This is a genomic window from Saccharopolyspora sp. NPDC002376 (genome assembly GCF_053593195.1).
The window spans coordinates 1-17,841 of the sequence record NZ_JBSFBZ010000035.1; the positions used below are offsets into that span (position 1 = coordinate 1).

A 17,841-nucleotide genomic window follows, 5' to 3' on the forward strand; every position below is an offset into this window, starting at 1 on the left:
GCCTACCACTCGTTTGTGGAGACTTGGTCGTGACCCCGCGTCAGGCTCGTTCCGGTTTTCCCGGCCCGTGTCGCGCTGACCTGGATAACATTACAGACCCCTGAAACCCCCCTGAACACCACCCCCCTTTAAAGGTCATCATCGCTGGTCAGAGGTGGTTTTCGGGGCGCTTCCGGCGGATGGGCCGGAGAGCGGTTGATGTCCACGTTCGTGTGGTCCTGCTTCTTTGCCGCGATTCACCTCGTGCGCGCAGGTAGCCTGCCAGGCGATCGTCTGAATGGGGGTACGAAGTGGACTCGACGCCGATCTACACCGAGCTGCAGAAGACTCTGATTGACCCGGAGGACCGCAACTGGGGTCCGAGTTCCCCTCCGGAGTTCGCGGCTGCGCTGGCCGAGCGGGTCGAGCGCCCCAAGGCCGAGGCGAAGAAGGCTGCGCGCACGGGTCCCGCTCAGCGCGTTCGCTCCCGTCGTCACCGGGCCGAGGACTGAGCTCGGCCTCAGCTGACCAGGCGGCGTTCGCGCTGTCGGGCCGGGTCCGGGACCGGGGCCGCCGCCAGGAGTCGGCGGGTGTACTCGTGCTGCGGGTCTCCTAGTACTCGTGCCCGGTCTCCTTGTTCCACGACCTTGCCCTGGTGCATCACTGCCACGCGGCGCGCGAGCAGGTTGACCACTGCCAGGTCGTGGCTGATGAACAGGCAGCTGAAGTTCAGGCTGGCTTGCAGGGACTGGAACAGCTCCAGCACCGCGTCCTGCACTGATACGTCGAGGGCGCTGGTCGGTTCGTCGGCGATCAGGAGTTCCGGTTCGAGGGCCAGCGCTCGGGCGATGCTCACCCGCTGCCGCTGACCTCCGGATAGTTCGTGCGGATAGCGCTGGCGCTTGGAAGCGCCTAGTTCGACAGCGTCCAGGAGTTCGTCGACGCGCTTGTCGAGTTCTCGGCCTCTCGCGATGCGGTGCAGGCGGAGGGGCTCGGCGATGCTGGCGGCGATGGGCATCCGGGGGTCCAGGGATGAGCCCGGGTCTTGGAAGACGATGCCGATGTTTCGGCGGAGCGGGCGCAGGCGGCGGGCGGACAGGTTGCTGATGTCCTGGCCGTTGAGCACGACGCGGCCTTCGGTCGGGGTCAGCAGGCGAGCCGCGCACTTTCCCACGGTGGACTTCCCGGAGCCGGACTCGCCGACCAGGGCCAGGACCTCGCCGCGGTCGATGTGCAGGGAGACGCCGTCCACTGCTCGCTGGTTGCCGTAGCTGACCACCAGGTCTTCGACGGCGAGCACCGGCTCGGCGGGTTCCGTCTCCTCCGACTCCCCCACTTCGAGCTTGGGCACCGCGGCGAGCAGTGCTTCGGTGTACTCGTGCTGGGGAGCTCGGAAGAGGTCGTCGACGGCGGCCTGCTCGACCACCTCACCTCGGTACATCACGACCACCCGATCCGCGAGGTCGGCGACGACGCCCATGTCGTGGGTGATCAGCAGGATCGTCGTGCCCAGTCGTTCGCGCAGATCGCGGAGCAGGGCCAGGATCTCGGCCTGCACCGTCACGTCCAGGGCGGTGGTCGGTTCGTCGGCGATCAGCACCTTCGGTTCACAGGCCAGCGCCATCGCGATCATCACGCGCTGCCGCTGACCTCCGGACAGCTGGTGCGGGTAGTGCTTGAGGCGCTGTGCCGGTTCCGGAATGCCGACCAGGTCGAGCAGTTCGACCGCGCGCTCGCGGGCGTTCACATCCGAATCGCTGTGCAGGCGGATGGCTTCGACGAGCTGCCAGCCGATGGTGAACACCGGGTTCAGCGAGGTCATCGGCTCCTGGAAGATCATCGCGATGTCCTTGCCGCGGGCGCGGCGCAGGTCGTGTTCGCTCAGCTCGGCGCCGTCGAGCTCGATGCGGCCGGTGATCTCGGCGGTGCGCGGGAGCAGGCCGAGCGCGGACATCGCCGTCACGCTCTTGCCAGAACCCGATTCACCGACCACGGCCAGGACCTCACCGGGTGCGACGCCGAAGCTGACGCCGCGCACTGCGTCGGTCATGCCGTCCTCGGTGCGGAAGCGCACGCGGAGGTCGGTGAAGGAAAGGACGTCGCTCATCGGTTCCCCTTCGGGTCCAGGGCGTCCCGCAGGCCGTCGCCGAGCAGGTTGAAGCCGAGGGTGGCGAGCACGACCGCGATGCCGGGGAAGACCACCAGCCACGGTGCTTGCGCGAAGTAGGTCTGCGCGGACGAGAGCATCACCCCCAGCGACGGGGTGGGCGGTTGGACGCCGAGGCCCAGGAAGGACAGCAGTGCTTCGCCGATGATGGCCTGCGGGATCGCCACGGTGATCTGCACGAGCAGTGCGTTCACCGAGTTCGGCAGGATGTGCCGGAACATCGCCGTGGTGCCGCGCGCTCCGGCCGCGACGCTGGCGGTCACGTAGTCCTCGCCGGCCAGTCGCAGGGTTTCGCCGCGCACCACCCTGATCAGGTTCGGCACCTGGGACAGGCCGATCGCGATGGCCGCGTTCAGCATCGACGCGCCGAGCACCGCGGCGAGTCCGACGGCCAGGACCAGGAACGGGAAGGCCAGCAGGGTGTCGGTGATGCGGGAGACGACGGAGTCGACGATGCCGCGGTAGTACCCGGCGACCAGGCCCAGCGGCACCGCCACCACGACCGCGAGCAGTACCGACAGCACTCCGACCACGATCGACGCGCGGATGCCGTAGAAGACGCGGGCGAGCTGGTCGCGGCCGAGCTCGTCGCTGCCCAGCGGCGCGGCCAGCGACGGTTGCTGCAGGACGTGGTCGAAGTTCACCGCGGCCGGGTCGGCCGGTGCGATCAGCGGCGCGGCCAACGCGACCAGCACGAACAGCACCGCCAGGACGAGGCCGACGACGCCGGTGCGGTGCCGCAGCAGGCGCCGCAGCACGCGGCGGGATCCGCTCACGCGGGGCAGATCTGCGACCGGCTGGGTCATGCCGCACCTCCACGGACTCGGATTCGCGGATCCACCACCGAATAGAGCAGGTCGACCAGCAGGTTCACCGCGATGTAGCCGACCGCGCTGACCAGCACCGCGGCCTGGACGACCGGGTAGTCGCGGGTGAACACGGCATCGACCATCAATTTGCCGAAGCCCGGCAGCACGAAGATCTGCTCGGTGACCACCGCACCGGAGATCAGCGTGCCCAGTTGCAGGCCGAGGATGGTCAGCACGGTGATCAGGCTGTTCCGCAGACCGTGGATGGCGACGACGCGCCACTCCCCCGCGCCTTTGGCTCGTGCGGTGCGCACGTAGTCGGAGTTGAGGGCGTCCAACATGGACGATCGCATCTGCCGCATCAGCACCGCGGCCAGGCCGCTGCCCAGCACGAAGGCCGGCATGATCAGCCGTTCCAGGTTGCCCAGCGGTGACTCGGTGAACGGGACGAATCCCGAGGCCGGCAGCACGCCGAGGCCGACGGCGAACACGAGCACGCACATCAGGCCGAGCCAGAAGTTCGGGATGGACAGGCCGAACAGCGACACCCCGTTGCCCAGCCAGTCCAGCGCTCCCCCGCGGCGGACCGCCGCGAGCACGCCGGTGGTCAGGCCGATCAGCGCGGCGAACAGCATGCTCAGCAGGGCTAGTTCGAGGGTGACCGGCAGTCGGCTGAGGATGGTTTCGCCGATCGGCAGGCCGGTTTGCGCCGAGTCGCCGAAGTCGCCCTGCAGCGCGCGGCCGATCCAGGTCACGTACTGCACGTAGATCGGTTGGTCGAGCAGGTAGGAGTGGCGGATTTGCTCGATCGCGGCGTCGTCGGCTTCGGCTCCGGCCAGCGCGATGGCCGGGTCGCCCGGGAGCGCGCGCAGGCCCGCGAACACGACGAGGGAAACGAGCACCAGCGTCACCAGGGACTGCAGGACGCGGTTGAGCGCGTAGCTGCGCAGCATCTCAACTCCCGGACTCGACGCGACCCGCGGTCTTCAGCCGCATGATCCCGTCGGGGTAGACCTCGACACCGGCCATGTCCGCGGTGTGCGCGGTGTAGTACTGCTGGCGGTAGAGGTAGATGATGTTGTTGCGCTGCTGCAGCTGCTGGACGACCTGCTCGTAGAGCTGGCGGCGGCGGTCGGTGTCGCGCTCGGCGGCGGCCTGCTCGATCAGCGCGTCGGTCTCCGGCGTCGAGTAGCCGCTGTAGTTCTGCGCCGCTCCCGCCAGGTGCATGACGGTGATGTTGCCGTCCGGGTCGGGGCGGCCGGACCAGCCGATCAGGAACGTCTGGAAGCGGCCTTTCTTCCCTGCGGAAATGGCACTGGTGGCTTCGCTCGGTCGCAGCACGACGTCGAAACCGGCTTCGGCGGCCATGGCCTGGATGACCTGGCCGACGCGGCTGGTGGTGGAGTCGTTCTGCAGCAGCAGCTCGACGCGCAGCGGGGTCTTCACACCCGCTTCGGCGAGCAGCTGGCGGGCGCGGGCCACGTCGTGCGGTGGGCAGGCCTGCGTTGCGGGAGTGGCGAATTCGCTGGTCGGCGGGATCGGGCCGCACGCCGGTTGGTAGAGGCCGTTGAAGGCGATGCGGTTGAGCGTGTTGCGGTCGATGGACAGCGACAGCGCTTCGCGCACCCGCGGGTCGTTGGCCAGCGGTCCGTCGACGTGGCCGGGTTTTCCGTCGACGTTGCCGATGTTCACGGTGATGCCCATGTACTGGATCGACGGCTGGTTGAGCAGCACCAGGTCGTCCTCGCGGGACACGGTCGGCACGTCCGGCGGGCCGACCTCCCAGACCACGTCGAACTCGCCGGAGCGCAGGTTGGCGATGCGGATGTTGTCGTCCGAGACCGATTTGTAGATCAGCCGATCCAGCCGAACCTCGTCTCGGTCGTAGTAGAACTCGCTGCGCTGCAACACGATCCGGTCCTGGGCGACGCGTTCGACGAAGCGGAACGGGCCGACGCAGACCGGGTCGTCGGAGAAGTTCTCGCCGAGCTCGTCCAGCTTCGCCGGGGACATGATCATGCCCGCGCGGTCGGCGAGGACGGTGGGCAGCGGGGCGGAGGGCCTCTTGAGCTTCAACCGCACGGTGGCCGGGTCGACGACCTCGACGGAGTCGATCGCGGTGAGCTCGGAACGGCGGCCCGAGGACGGCAGTTCGCGGTGCCGGTCCAGGCTCTTCTTCACCGCGGCCGCGTCGAACTGGGTGCCGTCGTTGAACAGCACGCCGTGGCGCAGCGGGATGGTCAGCTCGCGGCCGTCCGGGGAACTGCGCGGGAGTTCAGCTGCGAGCTGCGGAACGGCGCGACCGGCCGGGTCGACGTCGTAGAGCTTCTCGCACATGCTGCTGAAGACCTGCCGGCCGGCCAACGTGGTGGCCAGTGTCGGGTCCAGCTTGTCCGGCTCCTGGTCCAGCGCGATCACGGCTTCGCCGCCGCGCACCGTGGGGGCCTGCACCGAAGATCGCAGCTGCCCGGCGGTTTGCTCGACATCGACCAGCGGGCTGCATCCGGTCGCGCTCACCGCCAAGGCCAGCAGAACCACCGGGGCACAACGTCCGAACCGCGTCGTCACCGCGCCTCCCGCCAGCAAGAGGGGCAAAACGCGGAAACCGTATTCGTCCGTCAGCGCCGTGTCCACAGTCCGTGATCATTCCGGCACCGAGCGGATTGGCGCGGCGGTCAGTTCCGGAACCGCCGCGCGGCGGCGATCAGTCGACTGCGGAGGAGAACAGCGGCAGCGAGACCGAGGAGGCCTGGGCCGGTTCCTTCGCCTCCACCTGCTCCAGCGGGGCCGGGTCGAAGCGCGGTTGGGATTCGACGACCTCGGGCTCCGGCTGCTCGACGACCTTCTTGCTGAGGGCCTCTCGGGTGCGCTGGGCGGCGCCGCGGATCTGCTCGGTCAGCTGCTTGTTGGCGCGCCGGGTCTGCTCCTCTTCGCGCTCCTGCTGACGAGCGGTGCGCGTCGGTGCCGGCTTCGGTTTGCGGGCCGCCTCGACGTACCGCGTGATGATCGCGCGCAACTCCTGCGCGTGTTCGTCGTTCAGGTCGATTTCGTACGTCACACCATCCAACGCGAAGGTAACGGTGTGGTTGGCTGGGGACCCGTCGATGTCGTCGACGAGTTCGACCTGAATCCGCTCGGCCATGATCACCTGTCTCGGGAACGTGCCCGCCTCGATCCGCGTGACTTGCAGGCAGGACCGCTTCGGAGTCCCGCCCACGTTGTAGCACGTGGCATCTCAGTTGTCTCGTACTCAACCATAGAACAGCGGACCCAACTGCCGATAACCGCCAGGCGGGTCGTGTTGCGATCGTGTGGGTTGCGCTACGAACGCCGAACACACCGTAACCGATGCGGGGCCAATCCGGGAAAGTAATGCAGCGCACATCCGAGAAAACTCCGATGGCGGGTGGAACATTCTTCGCGCGATAGTTTATTGTTCGCTCGCTCTTCTCCGCACCGGCGGTGCGGAGAAGGAGGGGAATCGAGCCGGAATCGAGGGTTACCGTGGCGCAGAAAGTCACCGTTCAGCTCGTCGACGATGTCGACGGCACGCAAGCCGAGACCACCATCGAGTTCACCTTGGACGGGGTGAGCTACGAAATTGACCTGTCCGCGGACAATGCCGCGAAACTGCGCGACTCCATGGAGTCTTTCGTGGCCAACGCCCGCAAGACCGGCGGCCGCAAGCGGACCGCGACCAAGCCGGGCAAGGCGTCCAGCACTCCCAGCACCGCGGACCGGGAACGCAACCAAGCCATTCGTGAATGGGCCCGGAATCAGGGCATGCAGGTTTCCGACCGGGGCCGCATTCCCGCCGAGATCGTCGAGGCCTTCGACAACGCTCAGTGAGCACATGCACGGACGGCCGGTAAGAGGTCGGGGCAAAACCGGCCGTCCGTGAATCGTCCAACAACTCCTCGCGATGAGCGTTGGACCTCCACCATTTGAAGGCGCGTGCCTTATCGACCGGCCAGGAAGTCGGTGATTTCCCCGCGGGTCGGCATCGAGCTGCTGGCACCGTTGCGCTGCACCGACACCGCAGAACCCGCCGAAGCCAGCCGCATCGCCTCGGGCATGTCGGCCCCCTCGCCCAGCGCCGCGCTCAGCACCCCGACGTAGGTGTCGCCGGCCGCGGTGGTGTCCACCGCGTCCACCCGGAAGCTCGGCACCTCCACCCGCTCGCCGTCGCGGTTGCCGTAGAGCGAACCGCGCGAACCCAGGGTGATCACCACTTCCGGGACCAGTTCGAGCAGCTTCGCCAGCGCCCGTTCCGGATCGTCGTCGCCCGCCAGGATCGCCGCCTCGTGCTCGTTGGGCACCAGCAGGTCCACGTTCGCCAGGATGTCGTCGGACAGCTCCGCAGCGGGCGCCGGAGTGAGCACCACGCGCACCCCGTTGCGACGCCCCGCGGCAGCGGCCGCGGCCACGCCGGAGAACGGAATCTCCAATTGCAGCAACAAGATCTGCGATCCGGCGATGATTTCCTCGTCGCCCTCCACGAGGCCGTCGACGGTGCCGTTGGCGGCCGGGATCACGATGATCGAGTTGCCGGCCTGGTCGTCCACCACGATGTGCGCGGTGCCACTCCGTCCCGGGATCGTCCGCAGGCCTGCGACGTCCACATCGGACTTGCGCAGGACGTCGCGGATCTCGGTGCCGAACTCGTCCTCGCCGACCGCGCCGATCATGTGCACCGCCGCGCCCGCCTTCGCCGCGGCCAGCGCCTGGTTGGCGCCCTTGCCGCCCGGCACGGTGTGGAACTCCCGGCCGAGCACCGTCTCGCCGCGCTTCGGCGCGGTGCCCACGTACGCCACCAGGTCCATGTTGCAGCTGCCGAATACGGCCACAGTCGTCGTCACGTGGTCCATCATGGCTGATGAGGGACCCCGGACCGGCTGACGGGTCCGGGACGCCCCGACGACGTACCATGCCGACGAACCGGCGAGGGAGAGGGCGAGACGCGGTGGACTATGCGGTGACAGCGGAGCTCGGACCGCCGAACGGTGTGGTGGAGCTCGACCCGCTGCAGCAGGAGGGAATCGCGGCCGTGCTGGACCGCCACCTCGCGCTGGTCGAGGGGGTCTCGGGGCCGGGCGGGTCCGACATCGACGTCCTGGACTACCGCATCACCGTGCATCCGGCCGGTGCCAGCGTGGTGCTGGCGCTCGACGCGCCGTCTCTGCTGGCCGCCGAGGACGCCGCCGCGTCGGTGCTCGACGAGCTGATCAGCGAGAGCGACGTGCTGGCGGGCTGGTCGGTCGCGCACTCGGAGGTGCGCATCACCGAGGACGAGTTCAACCTGCTGGCGGCCAGCGACGAGTCCGACGTGGTCAACAAGCTGGAAGCCGCCGTCGAGGAGGCGTTGGAGACCTCGGCGGAGCCTGCCATGGACGTCGAGCAGTGGCGGAGCCGGTTCCTCGGGCTCGCGCCGCGGCTGCGGGCCTTCGGTCCGGACGCGTTCGGCGCCGAGGGCGAGACCGTGGCACTAGCGGCCGGGGCGTTGATCCACGCGGTCCGGGTGGTCACCGACGAGGTCTTCTACGACGAGCTGGCGCTGGCGGTGAACAACGCGACGGTCGCCGACGCGATCGGTCTGCTGGTCCTGGAGGAGCTGCCGCCCTGCTACGACCACCGCTACGACGCGTTCTTCGCCCGCGCGTTCGTGCTGGCCTCGACCCCGGTCGCGGAGCGGCTGACCGAGACGTCGTGGACGCCGCCGCGCTCGGTGGCGGAGGAGTTGGCGTTGCGGTTGTTCGTCAACGAGGCTCGGGTGGCGCTGGAGGCCGCTGAGCTGATGACCTGGGACGACAGCGAGTCGGTGTTCGCGGTGTTCACCGAGCGGGCGTTCGGCGGCCTCGACCACGACGAGCTGTACGAGGTCGACCTGCCGCTGGCCGGCGAGGTGGAACCGGAGACCGCGGCGCAGGTCGCGAAGCTGGAAGCGGAGCTGCACTCCCGCGGGCTGGCGTTCGACCAGTGGTTCTCGCCGCGCGACGGGAACCCGCCCCAGCATCCTTACCTCGACTCGCTGTAAGCACGTTTTGGCTGGTCAGCAACACCCCGCGACAGCGAGTGGTATTTTTATACCGCCCGATGCTAGTGTCGGTATTCTTATACCGGCACTCATCGCACGCGAGGTATCCGTGATCGAGCTGAAGACACCCACCGAGGTCCAGCGCATGCACGTCACCGGCCGTTTCGTGGCCGAAGTGCTCACCGAGGTCGGCCGGCTCGCCGACGTGGGCGTCAACCTGATGGACCTCGAGCACCACGCGCGCGGCATGATCCAGCAGCGCGGCGCCGAGTCCTGCTACTGGGACTACTCACCGTCCTTCGGCAAGGGGCCGTTCCGCAACGTCATCTGCCTGTCGGTCAACGACGCGGTCCTGCACGGCCTGCCGCACGACTACGTGCTGCAGGACGGCGACGTGCTCACTGCGGACATCGCGGTCAGCGTCGACGGCTGGGTGGCCGACTCGGCGCGCACCGTCATCGTCGGGACCCCCGCTCATGAGGACCAGCGGATCATCCGGGCTACCGAGGAGGCGCTGGAAGCGGCGATCTCGGTGGCTCGTGCCGGGAACAAGCTGGGCGACATCTCGGCGGCCATCTGGGAGGTGGCCCGCAGCTACGGCTACCCCGTCAACACCGAGTTCGGCGGGCACGGCATCGGGCGCACCATGCACGAGGACCCGCACGTGGCGAACCGGGGCAAGCCCGGACGTGGCCTCGAACTGCGGCCGGGCATGACGCTCGCGCTCGAACCGTGGTTCGCCCGCACCACCGACCAGATCGTCTTCGACCCCGACGGCTGGACGATCCGCTCCGCCGACGGCTCGCGTACGGCCCACTCCGAGCACACCGTGGCCATCACCGAGGACGAAGCACTGGTGCTCACCCGGCGCGAAGAACCCGTTGCGACGGAACGGACTTCCACCAGCGGGAAGTCCACGGAGGATTCCTGAGACGCGAAAAGGGCACCCCGACTCGCTGAAGTGGGCCCCGAAAGTCGAAGCTGAATTTCTCAGTCCAACTTCCGGGGAGCAGTTCACTCGCCGGTCGGGGCGCCCTTTTCGCTGTTGTCAGTCCTGGTTGCGGACCGAGTGCGGCGCGACGGTGGCGCCGATGATGGTCGCCTCGTCGATCGTCTGCGGGCGGTACGACGACTTCGGGAACGACTCGAGCAGCACGTTCGTCGGGTCGTCGATCGGCTCCACACGACCGAAGATGAACGCCCACTCGTGCTCGTCGGAGCCGAAGTAGGCCACGGTCTCGAACGCCGAGTTGAACCTGTTGTAGGCGCGGATCAGCGTCTCGTTGCGCCACACCGTCGGGCAGCCCGCCTGGAACGCGACTACGCCACCGGCCGACAGCACCGACTGGCAGCGCTGGATGAACTCCATGCCGTAGAGCCGGTTGTGCTGCCCGTCCTCGTCGTCGGCCCGCTCGTCCGGCAGGTCGACGACCACGATGTCGTAGCCCTCCGGCGGCGCCTGGTCGAGGAAGTCCCAGCCGTCGGCGAAGTGCAGCTTGACCGGCCCGTCACCCTGTTCGGCGCTGGCCACGTCCTCGGGGGTGTAGCCATAGGGCAGGTGCTCGGCGCACTTGCGCACGCACAGCTCGTCGATGTCCACGTGGTCCACGCGGGTCGCCCCGGCAGCCACCGCCATCTGGCTGGCCACGCCCTCGCTGGAGCCGATGATCAGCACCCGCTCGACCTGCGCGGCCAGCAGGAACGCCGGCACCATCATCGCTTCGTGGTAGACCAGCTGGGAGAACTCGGTGCTCTGCCGGTCGTCGTCGCAGAACAGCGAGACGCCCTGGCTGGTGCGGCCGATCATGACGTGCTGGTAGGGGGTGTCGCCCTCCCACAGCACCTCGTCGACCTTCCACAGGCGCTCCATGCCAGCGCCCATCGGCTCCTTGATCCACCGGTGCCCGTCGAGCTCGATCAACGGTGCTCCTCCTTCAAAGGGTGTTCCAGGCTCGTTTTGCCTGATGGTGACTGGTTCTCGCGCGGTGCTTGCTACTGATCCGCGGGTTCTGACCGGCTCAGCTCGGGGTTTCGTAGTCGTGGCCGCGTTGGATGGTCTGCACGTTCTGCGCCTGCGGTCGCAGCGCCTCGGCCAGCAGCTGCACCGCCAGCTCCGGCTTCGCGGTGTGCCCGCAGGTGAAGACGTCGATGAAGATCGAACCGTCCTCCGGGTACGTGTGCAGCGAAGCGTGGGACTCCGACAGCAGCGCCAGCACTGTGACGCCCTGCGGCTCGAACCGCTTGGCGATCATCTGGCACACCGTGGCGTGCGACTGGCTCAACGCGTTGTGCAGGGTCTCGCGCAGGAACTGCTCGTCATCCAGCAGTTCCGGATCCACGCCCTCCAGCTCGGCGAGGACATGCTGGCCGGTGAACAAACCGACCGGTGGCGTCCCGGTGTCAACGGACATCTATCGACCTCCCATCGTTTCGCAGAATTTCTGGTGTTTCACGGCTTCCCGGACTCGCTCGCCGGCGAAGCCGGGGCATCACGACTGCTGATCGCCGTCGACGCAATACGTGGGCAGCGGGGTGAACCCGTTGAAGCTCACGGAGGAATAGCTCGCGGTGTAGGCACCCGCGCTGAGCAGGTCGACCCAGTCGCCGCCGCGCAGCGTGCGCGGCAGCTCGTAGCGGGTCCGCTGGTAGAGCACGTCGTCGCCGTCGCAGGTCGGACCGGCCAGCACGACCGGGCCCACCTCGTCGCCGTCGCGGGACGTGCGCAGCCGGTAGGTGATGGCCTCGCCCTCGGTCTCGGCCAGCCCGTTGTAGCGACCGATGTCCAGGTAGACCCAGCGGGATTCGCCGTCGCAGGAGTCGGTGACCAGCACCACCTCGCTGCGCAGCACGCCCGCGTCGGCGGCGATGAACCGGCCGGGTTCGACGAGCAGTTCCGGGCGCTCGGCGCCGAAGTGCCGGTCCAGCGACTGCTCGATGCGGCGCACGTAGTCGGCCAGCGGCGGCGCGGACTCGGTGTAGGCCGCGGGCAGTCCGCCACCGAGGTTCACCATCCGCAGCCGCACGCCGCGCTCGGCGCAGGCGGCGAAAACCGTGCTGGCTGCGCTGATCCCGTGCTCCCAGGCATCGGGCTCGAGCTGCTGCGATCCAATGTGGAACGATACGCCGTAGGCGTCCAGACCGAGTTCGCTCGCACGCGTCAGCAGTTCCACGGCCGTTTCAGTCAGGCAGCCGAACTTGCGGCCGAACGGGGTCCGGGATCCGGTGTTGTCCACCAGCACCCGGCAGAACACCCGCGAACCCGGCGCGACCTCGGCGATGTTGGCCAGGTCGGCGGCGCTGTCCGTGGCGAACAGGCGGACGCCCTGCTCGTAGGCGCGGGCGATGTCGCGACGCTTCTTGATCGTGTTGCCGTAGGAGATCGACTCCGGCGCCGCGCCCTTGGCCAGGCACAGGTCGATCTCGCCGGGGCTCGCGACGTCGAAGGAGGAACCGAGGCCGACGAGCGCGCCGACCACTTCAGGAGTGGGATTGGCCTTGACCGCGTAGCAGATGCGAGCGTCGGGCAGGGTGGCCCGCAACTGCTGGTAGCGGTTGCGCACCTGCGTCAGATCCACGACCAGGCAAGGGGTTTCAGGTCTCTGCTGGTCCAGGAACTGCTGGATCGCGTCCTGAGTTGCGCCGGTCTGCTGCGCGGTGCCGCTGGGGCGGTCCGTCACACCGGTGGTGGCGGACAGATCGGTCAATCCCGGTACCTCCGTCTCGGAATGCTGGGGTTGGGGTTTTCGCCGAGCTGAATCCCGCCGAGGACGGGCGCCCGTGGAGCTCAACTGCGACCAAGCACGGTACCGCGCTCACGGAGAGATCTCGAACCACGCCCACCCGTTACCCCGGAAAGCCGAACGTGGTGTGAGCACACCCACGAATTGCTGGTTTCGACGTTGCGTTCCGTGTCCGAACACCGACGTCACGTGATCCATTCCCAACGCGGTCACCCGCGAAATCAACGCGCCCCCCGACGGACACGTCGCGTTCGCGAGGAATTCCCGTGGCGGCAGTCACCGTGCACCGGAAACCACAGTTTCAATTGAAACTGTGATCCGCCGTGGGTGGGATTTACAGTTTCAATTGAAACTGTGGTCCGGACGGAGCGAGGAGTCCCTGGCGCGGTAGGCCGGGGGTCAGGCCGAGGTGGGGTGGTCGAGTTCGAGGGCCAGGTAGAAGTCCACTCTGGACGGGAACTCCGAGAGGTCTCGGCCGGTGATCTCCTCCACGCGCTGGATTCGGTAGCGCAGCGTGTTCACGTGGACGTGGAGTTGCTTGGCGCAGCGGGACCACGATCCCGAGCAGTCCAGGAACGTTCGCAGGGTTCGGACCAGCTCCGAGTGGTGGGCTTCGTCGTAGGAGATCAGGTCGGCCAGCAGGCGTTCGCGGTAGGAGCGGCGCAGCTCGTCCGGAGTTGAGGCGAGGAGCACCTCGTGCGACGCCAGCTCCGCCGCCGCGACCACCTCCGCCCGGCCGCGCCTGCGCTGCGCGAGGCGCAGTGCGTAGCCGGCCTCCTCCAGGGCGCCGCGCAGTGCGGTGGCCCGCGTGATGTCGCTGACGCCGACTGCCAGGTTCCGCCCTTCCAAACACGGTTCGACGTCACCGGCGATCTGGCTGAGCTGAGCGTCCAGCTGAGCCAGATGCGTTTCGTCGCCGACGAACAGCGCGGTTGCGCTGTCGCCCAGCGACGCGGTCACCGAGGCCAGGCCGGTGGCAGCCGCGATCTCGCGCAACAGCGTCGTGGATTCCGCCGGGTCGCCGATGTTGAGCGCGACCGCTCGCAACGGCTCTCCCGTCGGCAGTCCCGCCGTCTCCAGTCGGGCGGCGACCTCCTCCGGGCTGGACGTCCCGTCGAGCAGTCGGCGCAAGGTCGCCTCCACCGAGCGCCCCGCGATGCTCCGGGCCTCATCGACCCGCGCGCGCAGCAGCGCCACCACGGTGCCGAGGTCGGTGGCGATGGCCACCCGCTCCGCATCCCAGTCGTCGAAGGCACCGCTGGCGAGCACGAACCAGCGAGCGGCTCGTGGTTCGGCGTCGGACTCCACCGGCCACAGCACGTGCGCGTCGTCGTCGGATCGGGCGGTGCTGGGCAGGCGGCCGGCCGCGAACTCGCGCAGCGCCGCGCAGCGGGCGGCATCGGGCAGCTCCGCGGTTCCACCGACGACCCAGCCCGCCGCGGACAGTACCCAGCAGTCCGTGCCCAGCTCGTCCGCCGCCATCCGCAGCGCCTGGTCCAGGTCCGCGCCCGCGGCCACCGCTGCGACCAGCTCCCGGCGCGGGGCGGCGCGGCGTTGGACGCGGTCGGCGAGCGTGTTGAAGCTGACCGTCAGGGGTACTTCGAAGATCGGCAGGTCGTGGCACCTGCAGGCCTCGACCAAGTCCGGCGGGGCATGTCCGAGGCGCGCCGTCCCGGCGGCCAGCGCGGCCACCTCGGCGTCGACCAGCGCGGACACGAACCGGTCGGAATCGGCTGGCCCGCTGTGCCACATCAGGCCGCTCAGCACCAGCTCGCCGCCGTTGAGGTAACGGCGCGGGTCGAGCAGGTCAGTGGTGTAGACGCCGCGAACCTGCCGGTCCACCTGTTCGGCGCCGTGCAGCAGCACCAGACCGAGTTCCGGATCGGAGAGGAGATCGCCCAGCAACACCCGCACACCCCTGCGACACGGCCCCGCTGACCCCGACGGCAGCGGTCGGCAGCACGTATTTGGAGAAACATACAACTCGTGCTCGCCACCCGGAAGGCTTTTTCGGGGTTTCGCCCGCTAGCCAGCGCGCACCCCCCGACTGTGTACTGAATCACACCTTTTCACCGGCCGTGACTAGGAGTTAACCGTGGATTTCCTCCGCCCCGCGACGTGGCGGGAGGCGCTCGAGGCCAAGGCCGCGCATCCCGACGCCACACCCATCGCCGGCGGCACCGACGTGATGGTCGAGATCAACTTCGACCACCGGCGTCCGGACGTGCTGCTGGACCTGACCGGCATCCCCGAGCTGACCACCTGGTCGGAAGCCGACGGCACGCTGCGCATCGGCGCCGGGCTGCCCTACACCCGCCTGATCGACGAGCTCGGCGAGCGGGTGCCAGGTCTGGCCATCGCAAGCCGCACGGTCGGCTCGCCGCAGATCCGCAACCGCGGCACGCTCGGCGGCAACCTCGGCTCCGCCTCCCCCGCCGGGGACGGCCACCCGCCGCTGCTGGCCTCCGACGCGCAGATCGAGGTCGAGTCGGTGCGCGGCACCCGGCTGATCCCGGCCGCGGAGTTCTACACCGGGGTCAAGCGCAACGCCCTGGCCGCCGACGAGCTGATCTCCGCGGTGCACATCGCCCCGGCGACCGGGCCGCAGCAGTTCGCCAAGGTCGGCACCCGCAACGCGATGGTCATCGCGGTGTGCACGTTCGCCATCGCCCTGCACCCGGAGCAGCAGCGGGTCGGCACCGGGCTCGGCTCGGCCGCCCCGACGCCGCGGCGGGCAACCGACGCCGAGGAGTTCCTGTCCGCCGAGCTCGACTGGGCCGGGCGGCGACCGCTGGAGGACTCGGTGGCCCGCCGCTTCGGCGAGCTGGTCGCGCAGGCCTCCTCCCCCATCGACGACGTGCGCGGGACCGCCGACTACCGCCGCCACGCGCTGGCCGTGATGGCCCGTCGAACCCTGTCCTGGGTTTGGCAAGAGCACTGTTCCGGGAGGCAGGAATGCGCCTGAAGTTCACCGTCAACGGGCAGCCGCACGAGGCCGACGACGTGTGGGAGGGCGAGAGCCTGCTGTACGTCCTGCGCGAGCGGCTCGGCCTGCCCGGTTCGAAGAACGCCTGCGATCAGGGCGAATGCGGTTCCTGCACGGTCTACCTCGACGGTGTGCCGGCCTGCGCGTGCCTGGTGGCCGCGGGGCAGGCCGAAGGCCGCGAGGTGCGGACCGTGGAGGGCTTGGCCGACGGCGAGAAGCTGGACCCGGTCCAGGAGGCGTTCGTCGAGGCAGGCGCCGTGCAGTGCGGCTTCTGCACGCCGGGCCTGCTGGTGCAGACCCACGACCTGCTCGAGCGCAAGCCGAGGCCTTCTGACGCGGAGATCCGCGAGTCGCTGGCCGGGAACCTGTGCCGCTGCACCGGCTACGAGAAGATCATGGACGCGGTCCGCCTCGCCGCCCAGCGAAGGGCGCGCGCATGACCACCCCAGTCCCACTCAACCGCACCTCAGGGGAACGTGACGCAAACCAGCCACAAGAAACCGCGAAACGCAAGATCAATCCCGAACGCAACCACCACTGCGAATCGCGGAGAGGCAGAACTGTCATCGAGGGCGGCGCCGTGGCCACTGTGGACGACTCGGGCGCCGAGTTCATCGAGGGCCACGTCGTCGTGGAGGGCGACCGCATCCTCGCGGTCGGCCCCGGCTCCGCACCGCCGCAAGAAGGCGCGGTGCGGCGCGTCGACGCGTCCGGTTGCCTGGTCACGCCCGGACTGATCAACACCCACCACCACCTCTACCAGTGGGCCACCCGCGGTTACGCGGCCGACGCGACGCTGTTCGGCTGGCTGACCGAGCTGTACCCGGTGTGGGCCGGAATCGACGAGGAGATCACCCACGCCGCGGCGTCGGCGGGCCTGGCCCGGATGGCGCTGTCCGGCTGCACCACCGCGGCCGACCATCACTACGTCTTCCCGCGCGACGGCGGGGACGTGTTCGGCGCCGTGGTCAGCGCCGCGGAGCGGGTCGGGGTCCGGCTGCACGCCGTGCGCGGATCGATGGACCGCGGCCGCGCTCACGGCGGACTTCCGCCGGACTCCGTGGTCGAATCCCTCGACGAGGCGCTGGCCGGTACGCAGGATGCCATCGACCGGTTCCACGACCCGTCGCCCGGTGCTCGGGTGCAGGTCGCGGTCGGGCCGTGCTCACCGTTCTCGGTCAGCACCCAGCTGATGCGCGAGGCCGCGGAATTGGCCCGCCACAACGGAGTTCGACTGCACACCCACCTCGCCGAAACGCTCGACGAGGAGGAGCAGTGCCAGGCCGAGTTCGGCCGGACGCCGGTCGAGTACGCCGACGACCTGGGCTGGCTCGGCCCGGACGTGTGGCTGGCGCACACGATCCACCTGTCCGAGAAGGGCATCGCGCGGCTCGGCCAAACCGGCACCGGGGCGGCGCACTGCCCCAGCTCCAACGGTCGGCTCGGCGCCGGGATCGCACCGGTGCGGCCGCTGCTGGACGCCGGTGCCCCCGTCGGACTGGGGGTCGACGGGGTCGCGTCCAACGAGGCCGGCGGGCTCGGCGAGGAGATGCGGCAGGCGCTGCTGACGGCGCGCGCCCGCTACGGGCCGCAGGCGCTGTCGGTGCGCGATGCGCTGTGGCTGGCCACCCGTGGCGGCGCGCGCTGCCTCGGCCGCGACGGCGAGCTCGGCTCGTTGGAGCCCGGCAAGCTCGCCGACATCGCGATCTGGCAGCTGCGCGACCTCGACCACGCGGGCATCACCGATCCGGTGGCCGCGCTGGTGCTCGGGCAGTTGCCGAAGCTGGAACGGCTGCTGCGCGGCGGCTCTGTCGTAGTCGACGACGGCCGGCTGATGTCGGTCCCCGATCTCACCGCAGAGCTCGACCGGGCCAGCACCCGACTCCGCACCCGGGAGGCGTCATGAACAGCCAGAGCGCGGCTCTCGGCCGTCGGCCGCACCGGTACCCGGGCTCGGCTGTCGTCCCCGGTTCCGCAAATTCCATTGGAATTGCGGAAGTTGTCCACCGGGCCACGGGACTGTCCACAGCCACCGGTGTGTCGGGCGCCCGACACACCGTGGGACCGGAGTTTCAATTGAAACTGCGGTCCCCCTCCGCACGAAGCACTGATCGGGTCCGAGAAGC

The 17,841-nt window shown here is 69.1% G+C and carries 17 protein-coding genes; 7 read left to right on the plus strand and 10 right to left on the minus strand.

Features of this window, described 5'->3' with window-relative positions; genetic code table 11:
• Window positions 1–290 precede the first annotated feature (290 nt).
• Window positions 291–491, plus strand: coding sequence for a hypothetical protein (locus ACWCO2_RS22375; protein ID WP_450129694.1), 201 nt, complete (start codon window positions 291–293; stop codon window positions 489–491).
• Window positions 492–499: 8 nt separating this feature from the next.
• Here ACWCO2_RS22375 and ACWCO2_RS22380 read toward each other — a convergent pair whose 3' ends face one another.
• The 5 genes from ACWCO2_RS22380 to ACWCO2_RS22400 all read right to left on the minus strand — a co-directional run bounded on the left by ACWCO2_RS22380 (window position 500) and on the right by ACWCO2_RS22400 (window position 6,097).
• On the minus strand, window positions 500–2,086 hold the full coding sequence (locus tag ACWCO2_RS22380) for an ABC transporter ATP-binding protein (RefSeq protein ID WP_450129695.1): 1,587 nt from the start codon (window positions 2,084–2,086) through the stop codon (window positions 500–502).
• Entirely contained in the window at window positions 2,083–2,952 is an 870-nt protein-coding gene (locus tag ACWCO2_RS22385) for an ABC transporter permease (protein ID WP_450129696.1), read from the minus strand. The genes ACWCO2_RS22380 and ACWCO2_RS22385 overlap by 4 nt, the downstream gene beginning before the upstream one ends.
• Window positions 2,949–3,908 (minus strand): ABC transporter permease, encoded by a 960-nt coding sequence (locus tag ACWCO2_RS22390; RefSeq protein WP_450129697.1) that lies wholly within the window; start codon window positions 3,906–3,908, stop codon window positions 2,949–2,951. The genes ACWCO2_RS22385 and ACWCO2_RS22390 overlap by 4 nt, the downstream gene beginning before the upstream one ends.
• A gap of 1 nt (window position 3,909) precedes the next feature.
• Window positions 3,910–5,523 (minus strand): ABC transporter substrate-binding protein, encoded by a 1,614-nt coding sequence (locus ACWCO2_RS22395; RefSeq protein ID WP_450129698.1) that lies wholly within the window; start codon window positions 5,521–5,523, stop codon window positions 3,910–3,912.
• A 136-nt stretch (window positions 5,524–5,659) separates the two neighbouring features.
• Complete coding sequence (locus ACWCO2_RS22400) at window positions 5,660–6,097, minus strand: histone-like nucleoid-structuring protein Lsr2 (RefSeq protein ID WP_450129699.1); 438 nt, start codon at window positions 6,095–6,097, stop codon at window positions 5,660–5,662.
• 362 nt (window positions 6,098–6,459) lie between these two features.
• Here ACWCO2_RS22400 and ACWCO2_RS22405 point away from each other — a divergent pair, with 362 nt between their 5' ends.
• Window positions 6,460–6,804, plus strand: a complete 345-nt coding sequence (locus ACWCO2_RS22405) for a histone-like nucleoid-structuring protein Lsr2 (RefSeq protein WP_450129700.1) — start codon at window positions 6,460–6,462, stop codon at window positions 6,802–6,804.
• Window positions 6,805–6,914: 110 nt separating this feature from the next.
• Here the strand turns inward: ACWCO2_RS22405 and rbsK are convergent, their stop codons facing one another.
• A complete protein-coding gene (gene rbsK, locus ACWCO2_RS22410; protein WP_450129701.1) occupies window positions 6,915–7,814 on the minus strand; it encodes a ribokinase in 900 nt (299 codons plus the stop codon).
• Window positions 7,815–7,930: 116 nt separating this feature from the next.
• On the opposite strand from rbsK, the gene ACWCO2_RS22415 reads away from it, so the two are divergent.
• Both ACWCO2_RS22415 and map read left to right on the plus strand, forming a co-directional pair.
• Window positions 7,931–8,989: a hypothetical protein gene (locus ACWCO2_RS22415; protein ID WP_450129702.1), complete on the plus strand. Its 1,059-nt coding sequence runs from the start codon at window positions 7,931–7,933 to the stop codon at window positions 8,987–8,989.
• A 109-nt stretch (window positions 8,990–9,098) separates the two neighbouring features.
• Window positions 9,099–9,920 (plus strand): type I methionyl aminopeptidase, encoded by an 822-nt coding sequence (gene map / locus ACWCO2_RS22420; RefSeq protein ID WP_450129703.1) that lies wholly within the window; start codon window positions 9,099–9,101, stop codon window positions 9,918–9,920.
• 117 nt (window positions 9,921–10,037) lie between these two features.
• On the opposite strand, the gene ACWCO2_RS22425 is transcribed toward map, so the two are convergent.
• The 4 genes from ACWCO2_RS22425 to ACWCO2_RS22440 all read right to left on the minus strand — a co-directional run bounded on the left by ACWCO2_RS22425 (window position 10,038) and on the right by ACWCO2_RS22440 (window position 14,637).
• Window positions 10,038–10,910, minus strand: a complete 873-nt coding sequence (locus tag ACWCO2_RS22425) for a spermine/spermidine synthase domain-containing protein (protein ID WP_450129704.1) — start codon at window positions 10,908–10,910, stop codon at window positions 10,038–10,040.
• 97 nt (window positions 10,911–11,007) lie between these two features.
• On the minus strand, window positions 11,008–11,400 hold the full coding sequence (speD, locus tag ACWCO2_RS22430) for an adenosylmethionine decarboxylase (protein ID WP_450129705.1): 393 nt from the start codon (window positions 11,398–11,400) through the stop codon (window positions 11,008–11,010).
• Between the two features lie 78 nt (window positions 11,401–11,478).
• Window positions 11,479–12,693: a type III PLP-dependent enzyme gene (locus tag ACWCO2_RS22435; RefSeq protein ID WP_450129706.1), complete on the minus strand. Its 1,215-nt coding sequence runs from the start codon at window positions 12,691–12,693 to the stop codon at window positions 11,479–11,481.
• Window positions 12,694–13,128: 435 nt separating this feature from the next.
• A complete protein-coding gene (locus ACWCO2_RS22440) occupies window positions 13,129–14,637 on the minus strand; it encodes a PucR family transcriptional regulator (protein WP_450129707.1) in 1,509 nt (502 codons plus the stop codon).
• A gap of 187 nt (window positions 14,638–14,824) precedes the next feature.
• Here ACWCO2_RS22440 and ACWCO2_RS22445 point away from each other — a divergent pair, with 187 nt between their 5' ends.
• The 3 genes from ACWCO2_RS22445 (at window position 14,825) to ACWCO2_RS22455 (ending at window position 17,621) form a co-directional block, all read left to right on the plus strand.
• A complete protein-coding gene (locus ACWCO2_RS22445) occupies window positions 14,825–15,694 on the plus strand; it encodes an FAD binding domain-containing protein (RefSeq protein WP_450129708.1) in 870 nt (289 codons plus the stop codon).
• Complete coding sequence (locus tag ACWCO2_RS22450) at window positions 15,685–16,155, plus strand: (2Fe-2S)-binding protein (protein WP_450129709.1); 471 nt, start codon at window positions 15,685–15,687, stop codon at window positions 16,153–16,155. The genes ACWCO2_RS22445 and ACWCO2_RS22450 overlap by 10 nt, the downstream gene beginning before the upstream one ends.
• Before the next feature lie 74 nt (window positions 16,156–16,229).
• Entirely contained in the window at window positions 16,230–17,621 is a 1,392-nt protein-coding gene (locus ACWCO2_RS22455; RefSeq protein ID WP_450129754.1) for an 8-oxoguanine deaminase, read from the plus strand.
• The last annotated feature ends 220 nt before the right edge of the window (window positions 17,622–17,841 follow it).